The 11836-nt window shown below is 42.2% G+C and carries 10 protein-coding genes; all 10 read left to right on the top strand.

The genetic code is table 11. The features are described 5' to 3' along the window. Positions 1-60: 60 nt before the first annotated feature. The 10 genes from MKY93_RS06385 (at position 61) to MKY93_RS06430 (ending at position 11618) form a co-directional block, all read left to right on the top strand. Positions 61-1317 (top strand): M16 family metallopeptidase, encoded by a 1257-nt coding sequence (locus tag MKY93_RS06385; RefSeq protein ID WP_340758566.1) that lies wholly within the window; start codon positions 61-63, stop codon positions 1315-1317. Positions 1318-1344: 27 nt separating this feature from the next. Beyond that, positions 1345-1659, top strand: coding sequence for a YlmC/YmxH family sporulation protein (locus MKY93_RS06390; protein WP_009497347.1), 315 nt, complete (start codon positions 1345-1347; stop codon positions 1657-1659). Beyond that, positions 1652-2458 (top strand): dipicolinate synthase subunit A, encoded by an 807-nt coding sequence (locus MKY93_RS06395; protein WP_340758567.1) that lies wholly within the window; start codon positions 1652-1654, stop codon positions 2456-2458. The genes MKY93_RS06390 and MKY93_RS06395 overlap by 8 nt, the downstream gene beginning before the upstream one ends. Then, positions 2431-3021 (top strand): dipicolinate synthase subunit B, encoded by a 591-nt coding sequence (locus tag MKY93_RS06400; RefSeq protein ID WP_009497345.1) that lies wholly within the window; start codon positions 2431-2433, stop codon positions 3019-3021. Before MKY93_RS06395 ends, MKY93_RS06400 begins: the two co-directional genes overlap by 28 nt. Positions 3022-3139: 118 nt before the next feature. Then, positions 3140-4165 (top strand): aspartate-semialdehyde dehydrogenase, encoded by a 1026-nt coding sequence (locus MKY93_RS06405; RefSeq protein WP_340758568.1) that lies wholly within the window; start codon positions 3140-3142, stop codon positions 4163-4165. 42 nt (positions 4166-4207) lie between these two features. Further along, positions 4208-5101, top strand: coding sequence for a 4-hydroxy-tetrahydrodipicolinate synthase (gene dapA / locus MKY93_RS06410; protein ID WP_445683480.1), 894 nt, complete (start codon positions 4208-4210; stop codon positions 5099-5101). 389 nt (positions 5102-5490) lie between these two features. After that, positions 5491-7158 carry a ribonuclease J gene (locus MKY93_RS06415; RefSeq protein WP_040758229.1) on the top strand — a complete coding sequence of 556 codons (1668 nt, stop codon included), beginning with the start codon at positions 5491-5493 and terminating at the stop codon, positions 7156-7158. Positions 7159-7267: 109 nt separating this feature from the next. Continuing rightward, a complete protein-coding gene (locus MKY93_RS06420; RefSeq protein WP_340758570.1) occupies positions 7268-9616 on the top strand; it encodes a DNA translocase FtsK in 2349 nt (782 codons plus the stop codon). A gap of 133 nt (positions 9617-9749) precedes the next feature. Then, the gene (locus MKY93_RS06425; protein WP_009497337.1) at positions 9750-10475 is read left to right on the top strand and encodes a GntR family transcriptional regulator; all 726 of its coding nucleotides are present in this window, start codon (positions 9750-9752) and stop codon (positions 10473-10475) included. Positions 10476-10529: 54 nt separating this feature from the next. Continuing rightward, positions 10530-11618: a BMP family lipoprotein gene (locus MKY93_RS06430; protein ID WP_009497335.1), complete on the top strand. Its 1089-nt coding sequence runs from the start codon at positions 10530-10532 to the stop codon at positions 11616-11618. The last annotated feature ends 218 nt before the right edge of the window (positions 11619-11836 follow it).

Raw genomic sequence — 11836 nt, forward strand, 5'->3', positions numbered from 1 at the left:
CTCTTCCTGCACAAGTTGCGGCGAAGGAGGCTTTTTGTACTTTTAGAAGGAGTGAAGTCGATGATTCAAAAATATATTTGTTCAAATGGTGTACGGATCGTTCATGAAAAGATGCCCTATGTAAAGTCAGTAGCTGTAGGATTATGGGTGCATGCAGGATCTGCAGATGAAACAGCAGAACAAGAGGGAATTGCTCATTTTATTGAGCATATGTTGTTTAAGGGAACAGAAAGCCGAAATGCCAGGATGATTGCTGAACAATTCGATCAAATTGGCGGAGATCTTAATGCGTTTACATCGAAAGAAATGACGTGTTACTACACAACCGTTTTAAGTCATCACGCGTCATACGCGTTGACGATTTTATCGGATATGTTTTTCCACTCAGTATTTGATGAAGAAGAAATGGAGAAAGAAAAATCCGTTATTCTAGATGAAATCTCTTCAGTAGAAGATATGCCGGATGAAGACGTCGATGAAAGACTTTGGGCTGCGATGTTCCCAGATGATTCAATCGGTAAACCAGTAGGTGGACGAAGCGAGACGATCAAGCGTTTCACCAAGGAAATGGTAGACGAATTTATGGCGCGAAATTATGGGCCCGATAAGTTGGTCATCTCCATCGCGGGTAATTATGATGTTCGGCTTATTAAGCTAATCGAAGCGCATTTTGGTACGTATCAGAGTAAAAATTCAACAATTGGACCAAATGAAATGCATTTGCCAAATTTTGCAGCAAAACAGACGATCAAAACAAAAGATATTGAACAAGCCCATATTGCCTTTGGTTACCCATCTCTTCCAGCAACGCATGACCGAATTTATGAATTAAGTTTGTTCGACAGTATACTTGGCGGGACAATGTCTTCAAGACTATTCCAAGAAGTACGGGAAAATCGGGGATTGGCCTACTCTGTCTATACGTATTACTCCGCATATGAGAATGCAGGCGGCTTTGTCATATATTGCGGAACCTCCCCTGAGAATTTTCAAGAGACGTATCAAACGATCGAACAGGTCATCGCGGAACTATTGCATGATGGCTTGACGGATAAAGAATTGCGCAATGCAAAAGAACAGCTAAAAGGCAGTTTTGTTCTAGGACTGGAAAACTCAGAGTCCCGCATGTACCGAAATGGCCGCAATGAATTAGTACTGGGTATGCATCAAACAATTGAAGAAGTTGTGGAGCGTATTGATTTAGTGGAGAAAAGAAGTGTTTATCGTCTTGGCCAGCAAGTTTTGACGAGTGCTCGCTCCACATCAATTGTTGCCCCTGAAAAAAACATTCTCCAATTTAAAAACCTGCTCAATTAAGTAGTCGACTTCTCTCTTTCTATACATATGATGATAGAAGATCATAAGAGAGGGTGGATTGTTATGTTGTTATCAGAGCTGGCACAAAAAGAGCTGATTCAAGTGGAGGAAGGTATGCGCTATGGATTTCTTGCGGATACCGATCTCCTTTTCAATCACAAAACGGGTGAGATCATTGGATTTGAAATCCGGAAAAAGCTTGGAAAAAATCTGTTCCGTCAAAAAGATCATGACATTGTCGAATATATTCCATGGCATGAAATTGTGCTCGTAGGAGAGGATCGAATTTTATTCGGCAAAACACATGAACTGGACAGGAAGGATGTGTCTGAAGATGACTAAATGGCTTGTAGTGGGGAAGGATCAGCGGCTGAAGATGGCCAATGATATATTGCTTGAACAAAATTATAGCAGCCGATATGTTGCTGCGGATGCATTCAATGAAGAACTGAAACAGGTGTTGACTGAATGGCAGCCAGATCAAATCATACTTCCGTTATTACCGATGAAAGACCCCATTCCTCCTGAATTACTTGGACCATCAATGAAAGTATTTACTGGCCAGGCTTCACAAGAGTGGCTGAATCAGTTGGATGAAAAAAAAGTACAACACGCAAATTATTTGCACTATGAACCGTTTATTTGGCAAAATGCCCGATTGACAGCGGAGGCTTTTGTCCAAGTGTTTTATGAACAAACGAAGCGGCAAATTGCAGGGAAGCATTTTTATGTAGCTGGCTTTGGCAGAGTAGGAAAGGCTGTGGCACAAGTCTTACGAAACTTACAAGCTACCGTAACCATTGCCGCCAGATCTGATGAACAGCTGGCGGAAGCGGCCATTGCGGGTTATGAACCTTTACGATTAACAGAACGTACAGTATTCTCGAACGGTTACTTAGTAAACACCATACCCTCACAATGGCTTGACCCCGAAAAAAGCGGTGAAACACGTATTTTTGACCTTGCTTCTGCTCCAGGTTGCCTAAAGCCCTCTTATTCTTCTGAATACTATACGATACACCTCAAATTGCCCGGAATTCATTTTCCAGTGGACGCAGCAGCTGCTCTGGTTGAGGCGATTTTGAGAATGGACATAGAAGAAAGGGGAGTTACATGCTTGAAGGAAAACGAATCGGATTAGGAATTACGGCTTCACATTGCACTTATGACCAATTGCTTCCGATGATTAGCTCTCTGCAAAAAGAGGGAGCGACAGTAGTACCGATTATTACGCATTCCGTACTCCATGCAGCCACGCGTTTTGGTACTGGAGAAGAATGGATTAAGCGAATTGAAGAGGCGACAGGTGAAAAAGTTGTGTCTAGTATTGTTGAAGCCGAGCCATTCGGCCCAACAAATCCGCTAGACTGCATGGTTATTTCACCGCTTACTGGTAATTCCATGAGCAGATTTGCAAATGCATCTACAGATTCACCTGTATTGATGGCAGCAAAAGCTACACTGCGCAATGAAAAACCAGTTGTGCTTGGCGTATCAACAAATGACGCCTTAGGGTTGAACGGCATGAATTTAATGAAGTTATTAAATATGAAAAATGTTTATTTTATACCATTCGGACAGGATGACTGTATAAAAAAACCGAACTCATTAATCGCTGATTTCTCTTTACTGCCAGAAACGACAGCGTCCGCTATACAAGGCAAACAATTGCAACCTTTATTAATCCTTCATAAAGATGCATAAAAATAGATTTTTAAATATCGCAAAATATGTTATAATTCGTTCAATAACAATTAACGAGTTCGGAGCAATCTAGATGGCTCCAAATAATTACTTGTTAATCATTGAAAGGAAGAGAGAAATGAAGAATGTAAATGTTGCAATTGTCGGAGCCACCGGGGCGGTAGGAACAAAAATACTTGAAAAATTGGTGGAAAGAAACTTCCCAGCCAAATCCATCAAGTTACTTGCATCTAAACGTTCTGCAGGCAACGAAATCAAAGCTGGCGGCAACACGTACATTGTACAGGAAACAACACCTGAAGCTTTTGAAGGTATCGACATTGCATTCTTTAGTGCGGGTGGAAGTATCTCTGAAATGTTTGCCCATGAAGCAGTGAAAAGAGGCGCGGTCGTTATTGACAACACAAGTGCCTTCCGTATGGATAAAAACACACCGCTTGTCGTACCAGAAGTAAATCCAAAAGAATTAACAAAGCATTCCGGAATAATTGCCAACCCAAACTGCTCTACAATTCAAATGGTGGCGGCGTTGAAACCAATAAAGGATCAATACGGCTTGAATCGAATAATCGTATCAACCTACCAAGCAGTTTCTGGTGCAGGCGTGGAAGCGATTGATGAGTTGTCTGAACAAAGCAAGCAATTCTCTGACCGTAGTGAAATCCAAGCGGAAGTATTGCCTTCTGCTTCTGCAAAACGTCATTATCCCATCGCATTTAATGCAATCCCACAAATCGATTCGTTTGATGAATCTGGATATACTCTTGAAGAATTAAAAATGATCAATGAAACAAAGAAAATATTTAATGATTATGAAATGTCGGTAGCGGCGACTTGTGTGAGACTGCCTGTCGTATCCGGTCATTCAGAATCTGTATATATTGAAATCGATCAGGACAATGTCACGACAAGCGAAATCCAAGCTCTCTTGGAAAAGGTACCTGGAATCGTTCTACAAGATGATCCGACTGCACAGCTCTATCCTATGCCGCTATACGCAGAGGGCAGGGACGAAGTGTTTGTCGGGAGAATTCGCAAAGATTTAAATCATCCAAAGGGCTTCCATTTGTGGGTTGTGTCGGATAACTTGTTAAAAGGCGCTGCATTGAACTCTGTGCAGATTGCCGAAGAATTGATCAACTGATTTGTCGTGTGTTATGAATGAATAAGAAAAGGGATGATCAACGTGGAACTAGGAAATATAGGTACAGCAATGGTTACTCCTTTTTCTCCAGATGGTACCATCAGTTATGAAAACACCGGAAAATTACTTGAACATCTAATCGCAAATGGGACAGATTCTATAATTGTCAGTGGTACGACAGGCGAATCGCCCACACTCACAGTTACGGAGAAAAGAGAATTATTGGATTTTGTCGTGAAAGTTGTGAATAAACGGGTACCTGTAATTGCAGGAACAGGTACAAACAATACAGCGGAATCGATTGAATTGACGAAGGCTGCTGAGTTATCTGGTGCTGACGGCATCATGCTGGTGACTCCTTATTATAATAAACCGGATCAAAAAGGTATGTATGCGCATTTTTCAGCTATAGCAAAAGAAACATTTTTACCGATTTTACTCTACAATATTCCGAGCAGATCGATCGTCAATCTGCTGCCGGAAACGGTCATTGCGTTATCAGAAATTGCTAACATTAAGGCCATTAAAGAAGCGAGTGGAAGTCTTGAACAAATGGCTGCGATCGTTGAAGGAACAGATGATGATTTCCAAGTGTACAGCGGGGACGACAGTATGACGCTGCCACTTCTCGCGATCGGCGGAAGAGGAATTGTCTCTGTTTCGGCTCATGTAGTAGGAAATGAAATGCAAAAGATGATCAAAGCATTTCAAAACGGACAGACGAAAGAAGCTGCAAAGCTACACCGTGCTCTATTGCCTGTATTCAGCGCCTTGTTTTCTTCACCGAATCCAATCCCTGTTAAATATGCACTTGAAAGGTTGGGTATCCCAACAGGCGGCGTACGTTTACCACTCATAGCAATGGACGCAAGTCAATCTGAGCTGATCGATTTGGCACTTGAAAATTTCAGTAAAACACAATCTGTTGCGGAATAAAGTAAAGCCGGATGATGAATCCGGCTTTTTTTGTTTGTACTAGAAGCCCACTATCTCGTATAATGGATTTTAGTCGTTGTGGACGGGAATATATTATAAGATGAGTTAAAGTTTTCATATCAATACTAGACAGCTCGCTAAGAGCAAAAGAAAACTTAGTTGATTGGAATGGAACGCGGTAAAATACAAAGAAGTGCTCACAATGCTTCGCTTATGTCAGTAATAGTGGCTCTCTGCTACAACTTATTCTCATTGATTAGCGTTAGAGAACCGTGCAGGGAGCGAAGTAAATGAGGAGTGGTCCGCCTTCAACGGATATCAACGGAGCATATCTGTACGTTGTATGTAGATTTTATCTCATTATTTATAGATCATTAGGAGGAAACAATGTGACCAAAATACAAAATGAATTAATTAGAGTAATCCCGCTGGGCGGGGTAGGAGAAGTTGGTAAATCCATGTACGTCGTTGAAATTGACGACGAACTATTTATAATGGATTCAGGGCTGATGTTCCCTGAAAACGAAATGCTCGGTATCGACATCGTTATTCCGGATATGACCTACTTAGAAGAAAATAAAGATCGAGTTAAAGGAATCTTCTTGACTCACGGTCATGAAGATGCGATTGGTTCCATTGCGTACTTGTTACAAAAAGTACAAGCGCCTGTCTATGGAACAAAATTAACGTTAGCTCTCGCAAAAGAGCATTTGAAAAAGATGCCGGCACCTTCAAATGTGCGATTCTTTGAAGTGACCAATCGAAGCCGAATGAATTTCAAGCGTACACATGTAACATTCTTTTATACGACGCACAGCATTCCCGACTCATTAGGGATCGTCTTCCACACGAGTGAAGGAGCAATTGTCAATACGGGTGAATTTAAGTTCGATCAGGCAGCAAAGGGCAAATACCGTCCTGATATTGCGAAAATGGCGACGCTAGGTGAAGAAGGTGTCTTCATTTTAATGTCGGATTCGACGGAAGCAGAACGTCCTGGTTATACGACATCTGAATCTGTTATCGAAAAAAGACTATCCAAAACGTTCCATGAAGCGGAAGGGCGAATTTTGGTGGCATTATATGCATCGAATTTCATCCGGATTCAACAAGTTCTGGACCAAGCTGCTGCAAAGGATAAAAAGGTCGCTGTCATCGGCAAGAGCTTGGAAAGTTATTTTGAAGTGGGCTTGCGTCTAGGATATTTGCAAGTAAAAGAAGACATCGTCGTTCCTGTAAAAGATTTGGATCGTTATGACGACCAAGATATCGTGCTCATCATAACAGGTAACCAGGGCGAGCCTCTTGAAGCGTTGGAGAAAATCGTCCGTAAGCATCACAAAGAAATTAATATTAAAGAGACAGATACAGTATTGATCACATTTACTCCGTCACCTGTCATGGAAATTTCCATGTACCAGATGATGAATGAATTGGCGAAGGCAGGCGCAACAGTTTTAACTTCAACTAGAAATGTTCATGTTTCGGGTCATGGTTCGCAGGAAGACTTGAAGATGATGCTAAATTTGATGCGTCCTAAATACTTTATTCCGATTCAAGGAGAATACCGTATGCTCATTGCGCATTCAAAATTAGCGCAAGAGGTAGGTTTGCCGAAAAACCGAATCTTTATCGCGGACAAAGGCGATATTGTCGAATTTAAAAACGACAAACTGCGAATGAGCGGAAGAGTGCAGGCGGGCAATGTCCTTATCGATGGCATCGGTGTAGGCGACGTAGGGAATATCGTGTTGCGAGATCGTAAACTGTTATCTCAAGATGGGATTTTCACTGTCGTCGTGACGTTGAACAGAAAACAAAAACGTATCGCTGCAGGACCTGAAGTCGTTTCGCGGGGCTTTGTCTATGTCCGTGAGTCGGAAGAGTTGTTTGAAGAAGCGACGAAGTTAATTCGCAAGATTGTGGAGAAATACGTTAGTAAGGAAACATTCGAATGGACAAACATTAAACAAGAGATTCGTGAGACGTTAAGTTCTTATTTATATCAACAAACGAAAAGACGTCCAATGATTATTCCAATCATTATGGAATACTGATCGATTGTTTCCGGATTTTTTGAGTTCGCTCGAAAAGCTTCCTTAAAAATCTACAGGATTTCCATGCCGCACAGGCTGGAAATCTTTTTTTCAGAAAGGGGGTAAGCTTATGGCGAAAAAGAAAGGGAAGAAAAAGACCACAGCCAAGAAAAAACAGCAGCAAAAGCAGCAAAGTTCAACGCAGCCGCTCTGGTTCGAAATTCTGGGTGTGGTATTGATTGGCATCGCCATCATCATGATATTTGAATATGGCGTTATCGGCAGAGGATTAGCAGCATTTGCCCGATTTTTATTAGGTAATTGGCATGCCGCCCTGCCATTCTTAATCATCATGCAGGCACTAATATTTATGATAAAAAGGCAAGTGGGGGGATATAAACATCGAATCGTGTTAGGCTGTTTGTTCATTTTAAGCAGCATGCTGTTATTCAGTCATATCCACCTTTTTCAAACGCTCTATGAAAGTAAGGTACTGATGTCCAATTCGGCCTTGAAAGAGACGTGGAAAGTCCTGGTGACAAGCGGTGGAATCTTCAATCAATCAGGAACGCTTGGTGGCGGTATGATCGGAGCTGTACTATTTGCGATGTTCCATTCGTTAGTGGACTCTGCAGGTGCGACAGTGGCGGGAATTCTTTTATTGCTGATCGGGATAATTCTGTTAACAGGAAAAGCACTGATTCCTTACTTAGTCGAGCAAACTCCTTTATTGATGGAGAAAATGAAAGAAAAGTGGACAGCACGAGAGAAAAAAGTCGTTCCGTCACCCGAAGAAAACAGAAAAGAATTGTCACGAAGAAACCGTAAGCAAAAGCCCAAAGCCGAAACTGTGGAACTTGCTGACGAAATGATACATTGTGAAGAGCCGGACGAACAACCAATCATTTCAACCTTCACTTCGAAAATCGAACAGGCACCTGTACCAGAGAGAGTGGAAACAAAAGCGGCGGACGCAAAAGCTTCAGCCTCAGCAGCGAATGAACAACCGGAAGGAACTGCTGATTATCCGGTGATGGGCGGAGAACAGGAAAATGAATCATATATTCTTCCGTCCACCAGTCTGCTTGAACCTCCCGTTGCGAGTGATCAGTCAGGTGACTATGACCTGATTCAAGCAAATGCTAAAAAGTTAGAAAAGACCTTTCTCAGTTTTGGTGTGAAAGCACGTGTGACACAAGTCCATTTAGGTCCCGCTGTGACAAAATATGAAATTTTGCCGGACTCCGGTGTGAAAGTAAGCCGTATTGTCAGTTTAGCTGATGATATTGCATTAGCTTTAGCGGCTAATGGAATTCGTATTGAAGCACCGATCCCCGGAAAATCAGCCGTAGGGATTGAAGTGCCGAATAATGCGGTCGCAATGGTCAGTTTGCGGGAAGTGTTGGAATCTAAAGAAAACAATCGTGCTCAGTCCAAATTACTTGTCGGTCTAGGCCGGGATGTAACCGGACAAGCGATGATGACGGAACTGAATAAAATGCCACATGTACTTATTGCCGGTGCGACAGGAAGCGGGAAAAGTGTCTGCGTCAATGGAATTATCATGAGCATTATCATGCGTGCAAAACCGCATGAAGTGAAAATGATGATGATTGACCCGAAAATGGTGGAGCTCAATGTCTTTAATGGCATCCCTCATTTATTGGCACCGGTTGTCACGGATCCCCGGAAAGCAGCACAGGCATTGCAGAGGGTGGTCTCTGAGATGGAGAGACGATATGAGTTGTTCTCTCACACAGGTACCAGGAATATTGAAGGATACAATAACCATATTGAACAATGGAATGAAGACCATGATGAAAAACATCCACGCATGCCGTATATCGTAGTCATTGTAGATGAGTTGGCGGACTTGATGATGGTCGCTTCCAATGAAGTGGAAGATGCCATCACACGCTTGGCGCAAATGGCTAGAGCAGCGGGTATTCATTTGATCATTGCCACGCAAAGGCCGAGTGTGGATGTTATTACAGGAATAATTAAAGCAAACATTCCTTCAAGAATTGCATTTGCCGTTTCGTCTGCAATTGATTCACGTACTATTTTGGATGGCAGCGGAGCAGAAAAGTTGTTAGGGCGAGGCGATATGTTATTTCTTCCGGCGGGTGCATCCAAACCGACCCGTGTGCAAGGCGCTTTTGTATCGGACGAAGAAGTCGAAGCAGTTGTGGACTTCATTATCGAACAGCAAAAAGCGCAATATCAAGAAGAAATGATCCCTACGGAAGTGGAAATTGTTCCACCGCATGAAGAAACAGATGATTTATATGATGAAGCGGTCCAGATGGTTGTAGAGATGCAAACAGCTTCTGTTTCAATGATCCAGCGCCGTTTCCGGGTAGGCTATGCGCGTGCTGCTCGTATAGTGGATCAAATGGAAGCGCGAGGAGTAGTAGGACCGCCTGAAGGCAGTAAGCCAAGACAAGTCATGATTGGAAAATCAGATCTAGAATCTTGACGTAAAATTGTTGAAATCGACTGAAATATAGAATTTTATTCGTAAGCTTAACTAGATATTTCCTTCTTCTTAAGAAGATGATATAGTTAGGACAGAACGTAATCAGATGTCTGACGTCTGGGGAGGTGGCTAAATGTTCGTGAAGAAAGATCCGCGACATTTATATGTTCAGGTCATCGAGCGATTAAAAAAAGATATAGAATCTGGGCTATTTCAAGAACATGAACGGCTTCCCTCAGAAGCGAAATTATCAGAGTTACTGGGGGTTAGCCGTGCGACACTGCGCGAAGCGCTAAGGGTACTGGAAGAAGAGAAAGTGATCTTCAGAAAGCATGGAGTCGGCACATTCGTCACTTCACAGCCTATGGTGTTGTCAGGAATTGAGCAGCTTTCAAGTATAACGACGATGATCCACAATGCGAATATGGAGCCTGGCACCATTGTTCAAAATTTGTCTATCATCCCATTGACTGAAGAGTTAACTGAACGTTTTAAAACAAATGATAAAAAGATTGTCCAAATCAAACGAATTCGAACAGCAGATGGTGAACCTGTTGTATATTGTGTGGATCACGTGCTGTTGGAATGTTTGCCGGACGGTTTAGAAAGTCAGCTCGACGCATCATTATTCGATACAATTGAGCGGTCCGGAATGACCCGGATTGGACAGGCTGTAGCTGAAATAGAGCCGATTAGCTATCATCCGGAAGCGTTTAAAGCGCTATCTTGTGATACCTCTCAATCCCTTTTATCGCTTTCCCAAGAGCATTTCAGCGAGGAAGGGAAAATGGTTCTTTATTCTGAGAACTATTTTCGTGCAGATAAATTCAAGTTCCATGTAGTGCGAAGAAGGGTATAAGACGTATAACGTCCTGATTTCATACCAAAATTATCAAAGGGGAGGTCATTATTGATGAAGAAAAGAAAATTTGGTTTGGCCATGTCTTTGGTTTTAGCCGCAGGTACGATGTTGGCAGCATGCGGTTCAAACGATAAGGACAATAATGACGCAGGGGAAAAACCTGCAGCCGGAAATGATACCGAAAAGAGTGAATTCTCGATTGCCATGGTTACAGACGTTGGCGGGGTAGATGATAAATCGTTTAACCAGTCAGCTTGGAAAGGCGTCAAAGAATTTGGGGAAGAACAAGGTTGGGCAAAGGGAACTGGCGGATTTGATTATCTTCAGTCTACAGACCCAGCGGATTACACAACTAATTTGAACAACTTGGCTCGTCGTGACTTTAATTTAATATTTGGTGTAGGTTTCTTGATGGAGGATGCAATCGCTGACATTGCAGCACAGCAAAAGGATACTGAATTTGCTATTATCGATGGTGAAGTAGACGCTCCAAACGTCACAAGCATTCTTTTTAAGGAACAAGAGGGCGGATACCTTGCTGGAGTTGCGGCTGCATTGATGACAAAATCAGATAAAATTGGATTTATCGGCGGTATGGATATTCCAGTAATTGAGCGCTTTGAAGCTGGTTTCTTGGCTGGAGTTGCAGCAGTAAAACCAGAGATCAAAGTAGATACTAAATACACTGGGGCATTTGATAAAGCAGAACTTGGTAAAGCAGAAGCTAGCCGTATGTATTCTTCCGGCGTTGATATCATTTTCCACGCTGCCGGCGGTACAGGTAACGGTGTATTCTCTGAAGCGAAAGAACGTAAACAAGCAGATAAAGATGCATATGTTTGGGTAATTGGAGTGGACTCCGATCAGTATGACGAAGGTAAAGTTGGCGATGATAACATCACTTTAACTTCAATGCTGAAACGTGTTGATGTCGCAGTTAAAGATATTGCTCAACAATCTATGGATGGTAAATTCCCTGGTGGCGAAACGAAAGTTTACGGTCTCCATGACAACGGTGTGTCACTTGCTGATTCACGCGGTGCCATTCCACAAGATGTGCTAGATCAGATTGATGAATATGCACAAAAGATTGCTGATGGCGAAGTAGAAGTACCTGAGTTCGTAGAAAAGAAGAAATAATCTTCTGAATAAGATAGAGGCCGGTTTATTGTCCGGCCTTTATTTGATTAAAGTTTGTGAAATAAAGGCTCCTTGATTATTGTACTGGAGCTTTTATTTTATTAATTTTATATTGAATTGAATTTGCATACAGTTTGGCGAAAAGACGACTTGTACGAATAGTAGTAGTGGTAACGCTTACAGATTCATTGTTCTGCAATCGCCTTATACGTGAAGTT

It is taken from the genome of Sporosarcina sp. FSL W7-1283 (genome assembly GCF_038003105.1).
Lineage (GTDB): Bacteria > Bacillota > Bacilli > Bacillales_A > Planococcaceae > Sporosarcina > Sporosarcina newyorkensis.